The organism is Zobellia sp. B3R18 (genome assembly GCF_018860715.1).
In the GTDB taxonomy this organism is placed as follows: Bacteria; Bacteroidota; Bacteroidia; order Flavobacteriales; family Flavobacteriaceae; genus Zobellia; species Zobellia russellii.
In genome coordinates this window covers 671335-686295 of sequence record NZ_JAHKQG010000014.1, presented here as the reverse complement: position 1 = coordinate 686295, position 14961 = coordinate 671335, and the positions used below count along the sequence as shown (strand labels likewise).

13 protein-coding genes are annotated in these 14961 nt (G+C 39.7%); 8 read left to right on the top strand and 5 right to left on the bottom strand.

Going from position 1 to position 14961, the window contains the following annotated elements; all coding sequences use genetic code 11:
- The first annotated feature begins 10 nt into the window (after window positions 1–10).
- The 6 genes from KO513_RS19545 (at window position 11) to uxuA (ending at window position 8089) form a co-directional block, all read left to right on the top strand.
- A complete protein-coding gene (locus KO513_RS19545) occupies window positions 11–1873 on the top strand; it encodes a RagB/SusD family nutrient uptake outer membrane protein (protein WP_215914829.1) in 1863 nt (620 codons plus the stop codon).
- 45 nt (window positions 1874–1918) lie between these two features.
- Window positions 1919–3175: a PmoA family protein gene (locus tag KO513_RS19540; protein WP_215914828.1), complete on the top strand. Its 1257-nt coding sequence runs from the start codon at window positions 1919–1921 to the stop codon at window positions 3173–3175.
- Between the two features lie 16 nt (window positions 3176–3191).
- Window positions 3192–4568 carry a Gfo/Idh/MocA family protein gene (locus KO513_RS19535; RefSeq protein WP_215914827.1) on the top strand — a complete coding sequence of 459 codons (1377 nt, stop codon included), beginning with the start codon at window positions 3192–3194 and terminating at the stop codon, window positions 4566–4568.
- Window positions 4569–4687: 119 nt separating this feature from the next.
- Entirely contained in the window at window positions 4688–6067 is a 1380-nt protein-coding gene (locus tag KO513_RS19530; protein WP_215914826.1) for a putative oxidoreductase C-terminal domain-containing protein, read from the top strand.
- A 2-nt stretch (window positions 6068–6069) separates the two neighbouring features.
- Window positions 6070–6888 carry an SDR family oxidoreductase gene (locus tag KO513_RS19525; protein ID WP_215914825.1) on the top strand — a complete coding sequence of 273 codons (819 nt, stop codon included), beginning with the start codon at window positions 6070–6072 and terminating at the stop codon, window positions 6886–6888.
- Between the two features lies 1 nt (window position 6889).
- The gene (gene uxuA / locus KO513_RS19520) at window positions 6890–8089 is read left to right on the top strand and encodes a mannonate dehydratase (RefSeq protein ID WP_215914824.1); all 1200 of its coding nucleotides are present in this window, start codon (window positions 6890–6892) and stop codon (window positions 8087–8089) included.
- Window positions 8090–8091: 2 nt separating this feature from the next.
- Here the strand turns inward: uxuA and KO513_RS19515 are convergent, their stop codons facing one another.
- Together KO513_RS19515 and KO513_RS19510 are read right to left on the bottom strand one after the other, a co-directional pair.
- Complete coding sequence (locus tag KO513_RS19515; protein ID WP_215914823.1) at window positions 8092–8520, bottom strand: DUF4268 domain-containing protein; 429 nt, start codon at window positions 8518–8520, stop codon at window positions 8092–8094.
- 1 nt (window position 8521) lies between these two features.
- Complete coding sequence (locus KO513_RS19510; RefSeq protein WP_215441718.1) at window positions 8522–9193, bottom strand: ZIP family metal transporter; 672 nt, start codon at window positions 9191–9193, stop codon at window positions 8522–8524.
- A gap of 204 nt (window positions 9194–9397) precedes the next feature.
- Here KO513_RS19510 and KO513_RS19505 point away from each other — a divergent pair, with 204 nt between their 5' ends.
- Window positions 9398–10567, top strand: coding sequence for a THUMP domain-containing class I SAM-dependent RNA methyltransferase (locus KO513_RS19505; RefSeq protein ID WP_215914822.1), 1170 nt, complete (start codon window positions 9398–9400; stop codon window positions 10565–10567).
- A 29-nt stretch (window positions 10568–10596) separates the two neighbouring features.
- On the opposite strand, the gene KO513_RS19500 is transcribed toward KO513_RS19505, so the two are convergent.
- From KO513_RS19500 to rlmD, 3 genes are read right to left on the bottom strand one after another with little or no spacing between them, the layout of a single operon-like run.
- Window positions 10597–11424 carry a DUF6048 family protein gene (locus tag KO513_RS19500; protein WP_215914821.1) on the bottom strand — a complete coding sequence of 276 codons (828 nt, stop codon included), beginning with the start codon at window positions 11422–11424 and terminating at the stop codon, window positions 10597–10599.
- Entirely contained in the window at window positions 11405–11893 is a 489-nt protein-coding gene (locus tag KO513_RS19495; protein ID WP_215914820.1) for a DUF6452 family protein, read from the bottom strand. Before KO513_RS19495 ends, KO513_RS19500 begins: the two co-directional genes overlap by 20 nt.
- 4 nt (window positions 11894–11897) lie before the next feature.
- Complete coding sequence (gene rlmD, locus KO513_RS19490) at window positions 11898–13307, bottom strand: 23S rRNA (uracil(1939)-C(5))-methyltransferase RlmD (protein ID WP_215914819.1); 1410 nt, start codon at window positions 13305–13307, stop codon at window positions 11898–11900.
- A gap of 338 nt (window positions 13308–13645) precedes the next feature.
- Between rlmD and rocD the strand changes: the two genes are divergently transcribed.
- Entirely contained in the window at window positions 13646–14890 is a 1245-nt protein-coding gene (gene rocD / locus KO513_RS19485) for an ornithine--oxo-acid transaminase (RefSeq protein WP_215914818.1), read from the top strand.
- Window positions 14891–14961: the final 71 nt, after the last annotated feature.

Genomic DNA, 14961 nt, shown 5'->3' with positions numbered 1-14961 from the left:
CAGCAGTAAGATGAAAAATATAAATACATATTATTTGAAAAACCTGATACGATTCTTTCTGGTCGCTCTATTTGTTCCCATTTCCTGTAGCAAGGATTTCTTGGATCAAGAACCAAAATCATTTTTCACACCTGAAAATGCTTTGAATACACCCGAAGGATTAAATGCGATTCTTTCACAAGCGCTTACGGGAATCCGAGGTGAATTTTATGGAGATGGTGCACCAATGATTACAGAGAATATTTTTTCTGAGGTTTCTATTGAGGGTACAACGGATAAGGCTGGCCCTGCTCAAGATTTAAATGCTCAGATTTTACCAGACGCCAATAACAATAGTAGTAATACTAATAAAATTAACTGGTATTGGGAGAGTTTTTACGAGGGAATCAAATTTGCAAATACGGTTATTGATAGGTTGGATGATGCAGAGTTTGAAAGTGCCGAACAGCGAGCGGATATTTTAGGTAGAGCCCTTTTTCATAGAGCATACCGTTATTATCGATTAACGCATCAATTTGGTGATATACCTTTGGTACTGGAAGAAATAAGTGGTCCAAAATTGGATTTTGTTTCAACTGAAAGAGATGTTGTTCTAAGAAAAATTCAAGAAGATTTGAATATGGCAGCTACCATGGTCAATGAAGTGGCGCCTGGCGGAGAAGTTACAAGAGGAGCCGTCTTACACCTATTAACAAAAGTAAATCTTGCTCTGGGTGATTTTGATGCAGCCATAACTTCGGCATCTCAAGTTATAGATGGCGGTCAATATGCTCTAATGACAGAAAGGTTTGGTATTAATGCAAACGATGATACCAAAGATGTAACTTGGGATTTACATCGCGTTGAAAATAAAAGTATACCAGGTAACACTGAAGGAATTTTAGTGGCAATAGACCGTTTGGAGTTTCGTGAACAAGGAGCTACAGGTGGAGGTACTAGTATTCAGAGACAAGCGGTGCCTTTATGGTGGCGTTTTATCAATACCCCAGATGGTCAGAATGGAATGTCAGACTCTCCGGAAGCAGAAATTAATTTGGTTACAGATATAGGCAGAGGGATAGGTAGAAACAGAGGAACCAATTATAGCACTAAAGAAATTTGGAAAGATGCTAATGATGATCAAAGACATAAGCTTGGTAACTGGTACGATATGGAAGATTTGGTATATAACGCGCCAAGTTTAAAAGAAGCGGGAAATTCCTTTTATGGTAAAAACCTAGAGCTTTACCTTCCGGACGGCACGCCACTTTGTTCTGATACTATTAGAAATTGGTACGGATTCCCTCAATATAAATTTTTGGTTCCAGATCCAACCGCTACAAGACCAGCGGGCGGGCATGGAGACTGGTATGTCTATCGTATTGCAGAAACCTATTTGCTACGGGCCGAAGCTTACTTTTGGAACAATAATAATGCTTTAGCGGCGGCAGATATAAATGCGGTGAGACAAAGAGCAGAAGCTGACCCTATAACCGCAACAGACGTTAATATAGATATGATTCTAGATGAGCGTGCGAGAGAGCTGTACTATGAGGAAAGCAGAAAAACTGAACTTACTAGAATTGCATACATTTTTGCAAAAACAGGAAGAACTGCCTACAATGGAAAATCATATAATTTGGATAATTTTTCCCAAGATAATTTTTGGTATGATCGGATTATGGATGTTACGGATTTTTATAACGTTCCAGGTCTTAAGACTATTTTTGGCGTGTCTTTTACCATGAGCCCTTACCATGTTTTATGGCCTATACCAGCGTCCGCAATAAACGCCAATACCCAAGGGCGAATCAATCAAAATGAAGGATATCCGGGAGCTGAGCTTAACATTGCTCCTCTGACTAGTATTCCTGAATCAGATAATGATAATTAGTGTTGAGTTTGTTTTTGTTTAAATTCCGTCATCTAAATACTGTTTATGCATAAAATTGTTCTATTTATTCTTATTACGGCCGCTTGGTCATGTAATACTAAAAATTCAATCCGCTTTGCGGTAAAAAAAGGTGACGGAGTTTTTTTGGCCCAACCTGTACATTTTGATTTAAAAAATGCTGATGCCAATCAAATTGATTTTAACGAAGCTATGGTTCTTTTTCAGGAAACTGGAGAGGAAGATATTGAGGTTCCGTTTCAATTAGACGAAAATGAGAGTAGAATCTGGTTTGTTCCGGTCGAAGATAATGGTGAAGATGTGACTTTAAATTTTCGCTTGGAAAACGGGATGTCAGCATCAAAATCCGGCACGGGTGTTTCTAATCAAAAACAAAACGGGAATTTGCAGTTAAGGCTTCAGGACAAACCAGTTATTTCATATCGGTATGAGATGACGTATCCACCGGTAGGTGCAGATTCTATTTTTAGAAAATCGGGATATATTCACCCAATTATTACTCCAAAAGGAGATACGCTTACGCGCATTCAACCAGATGACCACTATCATCATTATGGTCTTTGGGGACCATGGACACATACGCAAGTAGATGGTGAGCGAGTAGATTTTTGGAACTTGGGCGAAGGTATGGGTACGGTTCTTTTTAAGGAATTTAAAAAAGAGGAGTCGGGTAATGTTTTTACTTCGTTTACCGCGGCCCAAGAACATATAGACCTGAAGACCAAAGAGGATCCGCAAGTGGCCCTGAATGAAAATCTTAAGGTGCGTTTATGGGATTTGAACAGACCGGACCGCTATATGTTCGATTATAAAAGTGAGTTTAGTTCGCCTTTGGAAAATGGTATTTTGTTTGAAGCGTACCGCTACGGTGGTGGATTGGGACTTCGGTTTAACGAACGTTGGAAGGCTGATAATTGTTCGGTTTTGACTTCGGAAGGCAATGATCGTTTAACGGCAGACGGTACAAACGCTAAATGGTGTATCGTATCAGGAGAAGCGTCGGACGGAAAAGGTACCAACGGCATTTTGTTTATGAGTCACCCAAAGAATAGAAATCATCCGGAGCCAATGCGAATATGGCCTATTGATGCTAATGGAGGTAGGGGCGATATGTTTTTTGAGTTTTGTCCTATTCGTCATGAGGAATGGAAAATAGAACCGAACAAAAATTATGAATTAAATTACCGTATGGTTGTGTTTGATGGTACTTTAAATGCTGAGGAAGCAGAAGCGTACTGGCAATCGTTCGCAAGTGAAAATCAAATAGAATTAATCAATAAATAAAATACGTATTACCAACATGGAGAGAAGAAAATTTATAAACAGAACTGCTTTAAGTACTACCGCTTTGGTGGGTTTTCCAAGTATTGTACCGGCCCATGTTTTGGGTAAAAATGCGCCCAGTAATAAAATAAACATAGGTCAGATCGGTTGCGGACGTATCGCTAGAAGTCATGATATTCACGATACTATACGTTTTAATCAGGCCAATTATTTGGCCGTGTGCGATCTTGATTCTAAACGTGCCGCAGATGCCAAACTTCTAGTAGACGGGTTTTACCAGAAGAAAACGGGTAAGGCTAAATATGACCGAACTAAGGTATACGAAGATTATCGCGAAATGCTTTTGAACAAGGATATTGATGCCGTAGTAATTAGTACGCCCGATCATTGGCATTCACAGCCTGCTATGGAAGCTGCTTTAGCAGGGAAGGACATCTATCTTCAAAAACCTACTTCCTTAACGGTAAGGGAGGGTCAGCAATTGCGCGAAGTTATTCAGAAAACGGGTGCTATTTTGCAAGTTGGAACACAGCAACGTGCCATGCCACAATTTAGGGTTGCAGCAGAATTGGTGAGAAATGGACGTATTGGTAAAATTCATACGGTAAAAATTGGTTTGCCCGGTGATCCTGCCGGTCCTGAGGCACCAGCAATGCCCGTACCTTCAAACTTGAATTTTGATATGTGGTTGGGTTCTACGCCAGAAGTTCCGTATACAGAAATAGGCGTACACCCCCAAGCTGATTATAGTAGACCGGGCTGGTTGCGTTCTCGTAATTATGGAGCGGGAATGATTACCGGTTGGGGTCAGCACCATTATGATTCGGCAGCATGGGGAATGAATACAGAGTTAAGTGGACCGGTTTCTGTAGAAGCCCTAGCCGAGTTTCCAAAATCCGGATTGTGGAACGTTCATGGCGATTTCTTCGTGAAGCATGAGTATGACAATGGCATTACTGTATATACCAGTGGAGGGTATACCAACGGAATTCGTTATGAAGGTACGGACGGATGGATTTTCGTTTCCCGTGGTTCTTATCAAGCTTCGGCCACTGACCCTGTGGATAAGGAAAAGAGTAGTAGAGCGTTAAACGCTTCGGACCCTAAAATTTTGGAATCGGTTATTGGGGAAAACGAAATTCACCTAGAAAAAATTGATGATCAACATGGGAACTGGTTAGATTGTATCAAAACTAGAACAGCACCTATTTCACCTATTGAAAAAGGGCATAAGGCTTGTGCTATTTGTTTGATCAGTGACATTGCCATGCAGTTTGATAGAAAACTGGAATGGGACTATGACAAAGAAGTGTTTATTAACGATGATGAGGCCAACGCCATGTTACGCCGTGAGCAAAGAAAGCCTTACGGAACGGATACGGTAAAGTATTAAATTAAGAAAAGCCCGCTCACATTGAGCGGGCTTTTTAAGCAACTTCCTAAACATTTATTATATAGATAGAAGAACCTTTTGCCGATATTTGGTAAAAGGCAAAGACTAACAACCTATACATGAAAAATAAGATTACATTTTTAGTTTTGCTGCTCTGCATTGCTTGTGGTGAGAAAAAAACAGATGATAAAATGGTCAAAGAGGAGTCTCCTGATAAAGTAAAAATGATGACGCTGGATCCAGGGCACTTTCATGCGGCATTGGTTCAGAAAAAAATGTATCCCCAAGTAGACTCCACTATTTATCTTTTTGCCCCGAAAGGTCCGGAAGTACAGGATTTTTTAAATAAAATAAACTCGTATAATTCTAGGAAAGAGGCCCCTACGGCTTGGAAGGTAGAAAAATATTTAGGCGATGATTATTTGGAAAAAATGATTGCCGATAAACCCGGTAACGTTATGATCGTAGCGGGTAAGAACAGTAAAAAAATAGATTATGTTCTTGAGGCGGTAAAGGCTGGATTGAACGTCTATGCAGACAAGCCTTTGGTTATAAATCCGAAGGGGTTTAAAAAATTACAACTGGCTTTTGATATTGCGGAAAAGAACGGGGTATTGATTTATGATATTATGACCGAACGTTTTGAGTCTACAACCTTAATGCAAAAAACCTTTTCAACGTTGCCCGATGTTTTTGGGGAATTAGTGAACGGTACGCCATATGAACCTGCAATTAGTAAAGAGAGTGTGCATCACTTTTTTAAATATGTTTCCGGTCAACCATTAGTGCGTCCGGCCTGGTTTTTTGATGTAAACGAAGAAGGCGAAGGCATAGTAGATGTAACCACTCACTTGGTAGATTTGGTGCAATGGGAGGCTTTTCCCGATCAAGTAATAGATACCAATAATATAGAAATGGTAAAGGCCAAACGTTGGCCTACTGTACTTACAACAGACGAATTTCAGAAGGTTACCCGTCTAGAGGGATATCCAGATTATTTGGAAAAGGATATAAAAGACGATAAGCTACGTGTTTTCTGTAATGGCGAAATGGTATATAAAATAAATGGCAAGCACGCCAAGGTATCCGTAATATGGAACTATGAAGCGCCTGAAGGCACAGGCGATACTCATTATAGTATCATGCGAGGCACCAAAAGTAATCTTGTTATAAAACAAGGAAAAGAAGAGGGGTATAAACCTGTCCTGTACATTGTACCACATCAAAAAGACGGATTTGAAGAGGTGTTGAACAAAGCTATTTCTGATAATATAGCAAAGCAGTTTAAAGGTACCACAATGGAGAAAATGCAAGATGGGAGCTACAAAATTAATATTCCCGAAACCTTTAAAATTGGACATGAGGCTCATTTTGGCCAGGTAACCGAAAATTATTTGAAGTATTTGAAGGCCGGGAAACTGCCTGAATGGGAAGTGCCCAATATGATCAGTAAATACTACACGACTACCAAAGCCTATGAAATGGCCAAGAAAAACTAGATATGAACGACCTTTTTGATTTAAAGAACAAAACCATTGCCTTATCTGGAGGAACCGGAGTTTTAGGAGGTTCCATTGCTGAGTACTTGGTTAAGAATGGTGCTGGTGTAATACTTCTGGGTAGATCGGCAGATAAACTGGATAGTAAAAGAAATGCACTAAATCGTATTTCCCGTAATAGCGCTATTTCTTATGTAGTAGATGTAATGGAAGAAGAGGAATTGATTGCTCTAAGGGAGAAAATTAAGGAATCCCATGGTGCAATTGATGGTCTGATTAATTTGGCCGGGGGTAATCTGCCGGGAGCAACACTTCGCCCTGATCAAACCGTTTTTGATATTTCTCTGAAAGATACCAAAGAAGTGGTAAACCTTAACCTTTTTGGTAGTGTACTCCCCACAATTGTAATGAGCCAATTAATGGCTGAGCAGGGCAGTGGTTCTATAATCAATATTTCATCTATGGCATCAAAACAGTCTATAACTAGGGTGTTGGGCTATTCCATGGCCAAAGCGGGTATTGATATATTTACCAAATGGATGGCTGAAGAATTGGCGACAAAATTCAGTGATAAAATTCGCGTAAATGCTATAGCTCCGGGATTTTTTATCGGGAATCAGAACAGAAAGATTTTGATTAACGAGGATGGCTCCTATACGGATCGCAGCAAAAAAATATTGGCAAAAACTCCAATGAACCGTTTTGGCGATGCCTCTGAGCTCAACGGAATGGTGCATTACCTTTTAAGCGAAGCATCTTCGTTCGTAACCGGTAGCGTTTACGATGTAGATGGTGGTTTTAATTCTTTTACGGGAGTCTAATATGGAGTATTTAAAGAAGACCTACCGTTGGTTTGGGCCTAATTTTGGAGTAACCTTGGCCGATATTGCACAGCTAGGGGCTCAAGGTATTGTTACAGCTTGCCACAGCATACCTACGGGTGAGGTGTGGCCCGTAGAGGTCATTGCCAATGTGAAGAATCAAATCGAACGGCATGGTATGGAATGGTCCGTGGTAGAGAGCGTTAACATTCATAATGCCATTAAATACGGACTTCCTGAAAGGGATATGTATATTGGCAATTATATCCAAACGCTTAAGAATCTAGCCCAGCATACCATTTATACAATTTGCTATAATTTTATGCCCCTTATAGATTGGACGCGTACCAATCTAGATTACCGGTTACCTAACGGAACATCCAGTTTACTTTATGACCCTATCGCCATAGCTGCTTTTGACCTCTTTATACTGAAAAGGGAGCATGCCGCTGAGGTATATGAAGAGCGAGTGGTAACTATGGCGGAAGCTTATTTTAGCAGTTTGTCCGCTCAAGAAAAGAAAACATTGGAAAAGGCCATTCTTGCTGGTATACCCGGAAGTAAGGAGTCAATTGAGATGTCCGTTTTTAAGCAAAATTTAGCGATGGTAAGCCGGATATCAAAAACGGAACTTCAAGAAAATTTGGCGTATTTTCTTAAAGCTATATTACCAGAGGCTGAAAAGTTGGGTATTCATATGGCCATTCACCCGGATGACCCGCCTTTCTCGGTTTTTGGTATTTCAAGAATTACTTCAACCTACGAGGATTTGACATTTATTCGTGATTGTTACCCTTCAAAGCATAACGGTTTTACCTTTTGTTCCGGTTCATTGGGAGCTTCTCCTCATAATGATTTGGTGAAAATTATAGAGGACTTTGGAGACCGTATTCATTTTATCCACTTAAGGAATGTACAATTAAGTGCTTCGGGTGAGTTTTATGAGGCCGAACACCTTAATGGTTCCGTGGCAATGGATGATGTAATGGAAGCCTTTATAAAAGAACAGCTAAGACGAAAACAGTCCGGAAGAACAGATGTTCCCATTCCTTTACGGCCTGATCACGGCCATGTTTTGCTTGATGATAAAAAACGACAGAACGATTTCTATCCTGGGTACTCTTTAATTGGTAGGGCTTTGGGTATGGCGCAGTTAACAGGGCTTGAGAAAGGAATTCGGCATCAGATGAAATTGGTTTGATGCTACTCTAAAACCTCCCTAAAATCTTCAAAGAAAAGTTCTACTTGGGCCATATGTTGACTAAGGAAAATCATAGTTTCTTGCCAAGTATTTTTATTGTGGATAGAAACGTTTTCTAGGGTCACATATATTCTTGAAATTTCTTTTCCGTTGGAAAGGAAAAAGGCTTCATCAAAGACCGCTTCCGGAAGGTATTCTTCAGACTGTAGAAGAGACTGTAGAGATTGGAATTTCTCCCAAAGGGTAATGCGCCTTTCAAGGTCATCGGTTTCTATATCAATGGAAACCATCGCCTTTTTAAGGTCAAAATGAAATTTAAAGACCAGGCCTTTCACTTTGGTGTTGTACAGTATCCATTTTCTAGGATACGATTTTCCAAAAGCGATCCAGAAGTCTTCCCGTAATTTTTTTGATTCCGCTTTGCTGAACATCCTATAAAAAATATGCGATTGCAATACCAAAAATAATGGCGATTATCTTGCGGAGGTTAAAGGTATGCCCCTCGGAACTTTCAAAGAGTATAACCGTAGAAATATGAAGAAACACACCTATGACCAAAGCATTAATTGACGCAAAGTAAGTGTCTGCATAATCCGTATGGTTCGCAATATAACTCCCTAAAGGTGTCATTAAAGAAAAAATGGTAATGAACAAAAATGCCTTGGTAATCGGGATTTTAGAATTTAATAGAAAAATGCTTAAAATTATGGCTATGGGCACCTTGTGAATTAAGATACCGTAAATAATAGTGTTGTGGTGGTGTATGGGAAAGCCTTCCAGAAAAGAGTGAAGACAGAGACTTCCAAAAAGTAACCAAGGGAAAAGTTTCTTTTCTTTGTCCAGGTGAACGTGCCCATGTTCCGCTCCTTTAGAAAAGAACTCCAGAATAATTTGAAGCAAAATTCCAAGCATTACGAACAAGCCTACATTTTTTGCGTTGCCATGTTCGTACACAGAGGGAAAAAGCTCAAATAAAGTAAGAGCCAAAAGAAAAGCGCCACTAAAGGCCAAGAGTAATTTAAAGTGGCTTTTGTTATCAGGTTTCACAACATAAACAAAAGCAAAGCTCAACAGAACGGCAAAAATGGGTAAAGCGTAATTCATTAACGGAAAAATCGTTTATATAGAGGCTCTTAGTCTTGAATTCTAGCGGTAATTACAGCTATGAACCCTATTTTTTCAATGTTTCAGAAAAGCAATTTTATCCTTCCGGTATTGAAAGGACGAACGGCATTTAAGAAAGCAATGGGCGGGTTCGTATTTCTCCGGCTAAAATACTGTATTTTTGCGGCAACTTTAGAATAAGACATGAGTAAAAATTTTAAAATGGTCGCCAAGACCCTCTTTGGTTTTGAAGAGATTTTGGCCAAGGAAATCCGTAACTTAGGTGGCGGCAATGTAGTAGAAGGGGTAAGAAATGTCGCTTTTGAAGGTGATACCGGCTTTATGTACAAGGCCAATCTGTGTTTGCGTACAGCTATAAAGATCATTAAACCTATTCATTCTTTTTCGGTTCGTAGTGAAAATGACCTATATAAAAAGATATATGCCATGGATTGGGCGGATTATCTTTCGGTAGATACCACCTTTGCTATAGATTCTACGGTAAACTCGGATAATTTTACACATTCACTTTATGTGTCCCAAAAAGTTAAGGATGCCATTGTAGATAAGTTTAGGGATATGGATGGAAGCCGGCCTAGTGTAGATGTAAAGTTTCCTGATGTACGCATCAATATACATATTCATAATGACCATTGTAATGTGTCCTTAGATAGTTCAGGCAGGTCATTGCACCAAAGGGGCTATCGTACGGCTACCAATATAGCACCGATCAATGAGGTATTGGCAGCGGGCCTTTTGCTCATGAGCGGATGGGACGGGCAGTGCGATTTTCTTGACCCCATGTGTGGTAGTGGCACCATGCTTACCGAAGCGGCCATGATTGCTTGTAACATTCCGGTAAATATCAATAGAAAGGAATTTGCTTTTGAAAAATGGCATGATTTTGACCAAGATTTGTTTGATAAGATTGTAGATGTAAGTCTTAACAAGGTTCGTGAATTCCATCATAAAATAGTGGGGTATGACAAAGCCCCTTCTGCGGTTCGCAAGGCAACTGACAATGTTGAGAATGCTAACCTCTCCGAATATATATCCATTGAGCGAAAGAATTTTTTTGACACCGAAAAGTTTACCAATGGCAAGCTACACATGGTTTTTAACCCGCCTTATGGAGAACGATTGAATTTGGATATGGAGGATTTTTATGCATCCATTGGCGATACTTTAAAGCAAAAGTACCCAGGTACGGATGCTTGGTTTATTACTTCCAATATGGAGGCACTTAAGTATGTAGGCTTAAGACCGTCGCGAAAAATAAAGGTATTCAACAGTCATTTGGAATCTCGCTTGGTAAAGTATGTAATGTACGAAGGCAGTAAAAAAGCTAAGTACATGAATAAAGACAAAGAGTAGTTGTCTAACTCTATTTTAAAGCTATTTGCTTATTGCTTTTTAGGCCTGTCTTTTCCGTTAGGTTTTGGTTCGGGCTGGGGTTGGGGTTCTTCTTTTTTAGGCTCGTTTTTCTTTTTGTAAAGCGGAATGAGATAACTGAGGGAAAAATTGTAGCCTACTCCAAATCGACTACCATCGGTAACTTTATTAAAGCCAGGAATAAATAGGTCGTCAAGCTCGTTTTCAGGGCGTTTATTGGTTATTAAGATGCCTAAGCGGGCACTAGCACCAAAATAGAGATTTCTTAAAACTTCGGCCTTAACCCCTGCAACAAATTCCAACCAGGATTTATTTCGGCCTTCGTATTTACCAAGGGCATCGGTTGCTGCAGCAAAATCCTCAGGGTGCCAATAGCGGTTGGTATCAAAAATCTTGTAAGCGTCCAGTTCTTGGCTAAACGTGCTAAACGCAAAACGGCCACCAATATATATCATGTTTTGTTCACCGTACCAATTGCCGTACGTATTATAATCTATACCCGCCTTAATGTAACTACCAGACGTTGTAAAGGTATATAAATCCCCACTTTCTATGTCAACATCAGGACCTAAGGGTGTGCCAATAGTTTTTTTCTCGTTGCCCAGTTCGGCGGCCAAATATAGGTTTTGGGTAAGCCTATAATCTCCCACTAGTTCCAACCCTGTGTAATTGTCCTCAAAAAAGGAGACCACAAGTCTGCTTAAATCAACACCAACTCTAAGGCCATAACGTTGCTTATAAACGGTGGTATCTTTTTTGTTCAGGTCTATAGGTTCGCTTTGGGAAAATCCCGTAGCAATAATCAAAAGAAAAAAGAGACTAGTGAAATATCTTAACATGGGCTGAAGCTGTGTTTTCAATAAGTGCATTATCAACATCTATGGTCTGGACCCAAACGGAATCGTCTTGTTGTACGGTTACCTCTAAGTTCTCAAAATTGGCAATGTAACCACAAGCTCTGGACTCGTAGATTTCTTTTACGTCATAGCTAAAGGTTAATGTATCCACATTTACATCATCAATACTCAACTGTCTGGACATGGCGAACGTAGTGCTGCTGGCATCCACACGCAAGGGCAGAATAATACTATCTAGTGCTATATTGTCTATGGTGTCTTTACCTTGGTTATCTAAAATGCCCCAAACAATTAGGTTTTGAACATCTTTGAACTCTGTTGGGTTGAGCGCATCATAAAAGCGAATGACCAATTGGGGTGTATCCGCATCCGTACAAATATCATCTTTTTCGCAGGCAGAGAAGGAGAGAATTCCCAAGGCGATTATAAAAAGTATTTTGAGTTTGTTCATAAAGCTATAGCTTTTTCAAAAGTACAATATTTTCAACATGATGGGTTTGGGGGAACATATCCACCGGTTGAACTTTTACAACTTGGTACATCTCTTTCATCAGGGCCAAATCTCGGGCCTGTGTGGCGCTGTTACAACTCACATAAACCACTTTTTCAGGTGCAATGTTCAAGATTTGTTGTACCACATCTTTGTGCATACCATCCCTTGGAGGGTCCGTGATAATAACATCCGGAGTACCATTGGCGTCTATGAACTCTTGGTTGAAGACATTTTTCATATCGCCCACAAAGAAGTCTACATTGCTAATTTCGTTTCTAAGGGCATTGGCCTTGGCATCTGCAATAGCTTCCGGAACGGATTCTATACCTACTACTTTCTTTGCTTTTTTGGAAACAAATTGTGCAATGGTGCCAGTACCGGTATAGAGGTCGTATACGAGTTCGTTTCCTCGTAAATCTGCAAACTCACGGGTAAGTTTGTACAATTCGTACGCTTGTGCCGAATTGGTCTGGTAAAATGATTTTGCGTTGATTTTAAATTTCAACCCTTCCATTTCTTCAAAAATATGGTCGCGACCGGAGAAGCAAACAATTTCTTGATCGTAAATAGTATCGTTCTGCTTTTGATTAATTACGTATAAAAGCGAAGTAATCTCAGGAAATGTCTCTTTAAGGTGATTTAAAAGCAGCTCTCGTTTAGCCTTGTCATTTTCATAAAACTGTATCATGACCATAAGTTCACCCGTAGATGCTGTTCGTATCATAAGGGTGCGCAATTGGCCATGCTGATTTCGCGGATTAAAAAATGTGAGTCCGTTTTTAATTGCAAAATCGCGGGTTTCTAACCTAATAGCATTGGACGGATCTTGCTGAAGATGACATTTTTTTATGTCCAATATTTTGTCCCACATTCCCGGAATATGAAAACCCAAGGCATTTTTATCCGCAATATCTTCGTTAGATTGAATTTCTTCCAAGGTTAGCCAGCGGCTATCCGAAAAAGAGAACTCCATTTTGTTACGGTAAAAATATTGTTCCTCAGAACCTAGAATAGGAGTGGTTTCCGGCAGTTCAAGATGTCCAATTCGTTTCAGGTTATTCTCAACTTCCTTTTGCTTGTAATAGAGTTGGTGCTCATACCCCATATCTTGCCACTTGCAACCTCCACAAACGCCAAAGTGTTGGCATTGTGGTTCTGTACGCTTATCTGAATAGCTGTGAAAAGCCGTTGCAACACCTTCAAAATAAGCCTTTCTTTTTTTAGTAGTCTGTACATCAACTACATCACCAGGTACGGTATTTGTCAAAAATATGACCCTCCCATCAGGAGCTTTACCAATTGTTTTTCCTTTTGCACCGGCATCTACAACCTCTATGTTCTCGAATACCTGTCGCCTGTTCTTTCTTCGCATGCGGCAAAAGTAAGCATCCCATAGCATTTATTATAACTCTCTTTACGATAGGGCTTATTAAAAATAGTTAAATATGAATTTTATACTTGTAGATCTGTACAGAAAAACAATAATGAAGGTTATTTTAATTCTGAAACCATAAAATTTATGCCTTCCCTAAAGTCTTGTTAAATAAACATTTGGTCGCTTTTTGGCAGGTTCTTTTAGAACTGATAACTAAATTTTATAGATTTGCAATTCTACAAGGATGATTTCTCTCCCACGCTGAATTTTCGAATCTTCGAAAGGATAAAGGTATAGAAGGAATTACTGAAGTTTTATTTTAAAGTAATTTTATCATGTCAGTTTTAGAAAAAATCACATCTGAAAATGCTATTGCATTGGAAGAAAAGCACGGAGCACACAATTATCACCCATTGCCTGTTGTACTTAACAGAGGTGAAGGTGTACATGTTTGGGATGTTGAAGGAAAAAAGTATTACGATTTTCTTTCGGCCTACTCCGCAGTAAACCAGGGGCATTGTCACCCCAAAATTGTTAAGGCCATGACCGATCAGGCACAGACCTTAACACTTACCTCAAGGGCATTTTATAATGATATGTTGGGTAAGTATGAAAAATATGCGACCGATACATTTCAGTTTGACAAGTTGTTGCCTATGAACACTGGGGCCGAAGCAGTTGAAACCGCTTTAAAACTTTGTCGTAAATGGGCATATGAGAAAAAAGGCCTAAATGAAAACGAAGCACAAATTATTGTTTGTGAAAATAATTTTCATGGTAGGACCACTACTATTATTTCTTTTTCTAACGACCCTGTGGCCCGTAAGAATTTTGGACCGTACACGGCAGGTTTCATTAAGATCGAATACAATAACCTTAAAGCGTTGGCAGATGCTTTAGAGCAAAACAACAATGTTGCAGGTTTCCTTGTTGAACCAATTCAAGGTGAGGCCGGGGTTTATGTTCCTTCCGAAGGATATTTACGTGAAGCAAAGGCGCTTTGTGAGAAGCACAATGTTCTGTTTATTGCAGATGAGGTACAGACCGGTATTGCCAGAACAGGTAAGATGTTGGCCGTGGATCATGAAAACGTAAAACCGGACATCCTTATTTTAGGAAAGGCACTTTCTGGCGGGGCATACCCTGTATCCGCAGTTTTGGCCAATGACAATATCATGAACGTTATTAAACCGGGGAATCACGGAAGTACTTTTGGAGGTAATCCTATTGCTGCCGCCGTAGCTATGGCTGCCTTGGAAGTAGTGAAAGATGAAGAATTGGCTAAAAACGCAGAAGAATTGGGTGTTTTGTTCAGAGCAGAACTTAGTGAGTTCATTAAAGGGTGTAACATAGTTAACGGGGTTAGGGGTAAAGGTCTCCTGAACGCTATACTTATTAATGATACGGAAGAAAGTTCTACCGCTTGGGACATTTGTATGGCCCTCAAGGAAAACGGACTTTTGGCAAAACCTACCCATGGTAATATTATTCGTTTTGCACCACCATTGGTAATGAACAAAGAGCAGTTACTAGATTGTGTTCAGATTATTAAAACTACATTGAAACGGTTTGAAAGATAATCTTGAGATAACAATAAAAAAAAGCCTGAAACTAAGTTTCAGGCTTTTTTGTTTAGAATAGTATTTCAGTT

What these genes read in the sequence shown, in the direction of transcription:
- KO513_RS19545 (WP_215914829.1), top strand. Translation starts at nt 11, where the DNA reads ATGAAAAATATAAATACATATTATTTGAAAAACCTGATACGATTCTTT.
- KO513_RS19540 (WP_215914828.1), top strand. Translation starts at nt 1,919, where the DNA reads ATGCATAAAATTGTTCTATTTATTCTTATTACGGCCGCTTGGTCATGT.
- KO513_RS19535 (WP_215914827.1), top strand. Translation starts at nt 3,192, where the DNA reads ATGGAGAGAAGAAAATTTATAAACAGAACTGCTTTAAGTACTACCGCT.
- KO513_RS19530 (WP_215914826.1), top strand. Translation starts at nt 4,688, where the DNA reads ATGAAAAATAAGATTACATTTTTAGTTTTGCTGCTCTGCATTGCTTGT.
- KO513_RS19525 (WP_215914825.1), top strand. Translation starts at nt 6,070, where the DNA reads ATGAACGACCTTTTTGATTTAAAGAACAAAACCATTGCCTTATCTGGA.
- uxuA (WP_215914824.1), top strand. Translation starts at nt 6,890, where the DNA reads ATGGAGTATTTAAAGAAGACCTACCGTTGGTTTGGGCCTAATTTTGGA.
- KO513_RS19515 (WP_215914823.1), bottom strand. Translation starts at nt 8,520, where the DNA reads ATGTTCAGCAAAGCGGAATCAAAAAAATTACGGGAAGACTTCTGGATC.
- KO513_RS19510 (WP_215441718.1), bottom strand. Translation starts at nt 9,193, where the DNA reads ATGAATTACGCTTTACCCATTTTTGCCGTTCTGTTGAGCTTTGCTTTT.
- KO513_RS19505 (WP_215914822.1), top strand. Translation starts at nt 9,398, where the DNA reads ATGAGTAAAAATTTTAAAATGGTCGCCAAGACCCTCTTTGGTTTTGAA.
- KO513_RS19500 (WP_215914821.1), bottom strand. Translation starts at nt 11,424, where the DNA reads ATGTTAAGATATTTCACTAGTCTCTTTTTTCTTTTGATTATTGCTACG.
- KO513_RS19495 (WP_215914820.1), bottom strand. Translation starts at nt 11,893, where the DNA reads ATGAACAAACTCAAAATACTTTTTATAATCGCCTTGGGAATTCTCTCC.
- rlmD (WP_215914819.1), bottom strand. Translation starts at nt 13,307, where the DNA reads ATGCGAAGAAAGAACAGGCGACAGGTATTCGAGAACATAGAGGTTGTA.
- rocD (WP_215914818.1), top strand. Translation starts at nt 13,646, where the DNA reads ATGTCAGTTTTAGAAAAAATCACATCTGAAAATGCTATTGCATTGGAA.